Below are 1,059 nucleotides of genomic sequence, written 5' to 3' on the forward strand. Positions count from 1 at the left end.
GGCCAGGGGCAGGGGCAGGGCCGGTGAGCGGGGTGTGGCTGCGCGTCGGTATCGGCTTCCTCGCGCTGACCCAACTGGCGCTCGGGGCCTGGATCCTGCTGGCCCCGGCGTCGTTCTGGAGCGTGCCGTGGGTGTCGGTGGTGCCGCCGTACAACGAGCATCTCCTCGTCGACTACGGCGCGCAGAACCTGTCGCTCGCGGTGGTGCTCTGCGCCGCGTTCTGGTGGCGGGAGCGGCGGCTCACGGTGGTGGCGCTCGTGGCGTATCTGGCCTTCTCGGTGCCCCATCTCGCCTTCCACGCCGCCCACTTGGAGCCGCTGTCGACGGCGAGCGGCATCGGCCTGATGGTCTCCCTCGGCCTGGGGGTGCTGCTGCCCGCCGCGCTGCTCGCGGTGGCGGCGTCGGTCAGTGAGGTCCGCCGCGGCCCGCGAACACGTCGTCCTGGGCCGCGTCCCGCGCCGTGAGCAGCGCGCCGCTCAACACCGCGGCGCCGCCGAGCAGTCCGGCCCTGACCTCGGTGGCGAGCGGTGACAGGGCGGCGAGTCGGCGTTCCACGCGGGCGGCGAGTGTGGCGCCGCCCGCGTGCCCGAGCGCTCCGCCGAGCACCACGCAGCCGGGGTCGAGCACCGCGGTGACGGCTGCGGCGCCGAGGGCGAGCCGGTCGGCGAGTGCGTCCAGGAACGCGGCACTCCCCCGCGCCCCGTCGACGTCGCCGCCGACGCCCGCGCCCGACTCCGGGTCCGACTCAGGGTCCGGATCCGCCACGTCCCGTACCGCCGCCGCGATCACCGCGGCCGCGGCCGGTTCGGGGCCGGTGGGTTCGGGGGTGGGCAGGCCGTGCTCCGCCGCGAGGGCGCCGACGGCGGCGGAGCAGGCGAGGGCGTGGAAGCCGCCCGCGCAGTCGGTGGCGGACGGCAGCGCCCGGGTGCCCGGTACGGGCAGGAAGCCGATCTCGCCCGCGCCCCCGGAGGCGCCCCGGCGCAGCCGTCCGTCGAGGATCACGGCGGCGCCGACCCCGTGCCCGAGCCACAGGTACACGAAGGTGTCCCGGTCCTGGGC

Annotated in this window: 2 protein-coding genes; one reads left to right on the top strand and one right to left on the bottom strand. The window is 77.0% G+C overall.

Going from position 1 to position 1,059, the window contains the following annotated elements; genetic code table 11:
* Positions 1-464: hypothetical protein (locus GUY60_RS37810; protein WP_223178785.1), on the top strand; the 464-nt coding region annotated here is incomplete at its 5' end.
* Here the strand turns inward: GUY60_RS37810 and GUY60_RS37815 are convergent.
* A partial coding sequence (locus tag GUY60_RS37815) for an ROK family protein (protein WP_161706018.1) occupies positions 406-1,059 on the bottom strand: 654 nt, incomplete at its 5' end. The two genes, GUY60_RS37810 and GUY60_RS37815, sit on opposite strands and share 59 nt — an antisense overlap.

It is taken from the genome of Streptomyces boluensis, assembly GCF_009908195.1.
Lineage (GTDB): Bacteria > Actinomycetota > Actinomycetes > Streptomycetales > Streptomycetaceae > Streptomyces > Streptomyces boluensis.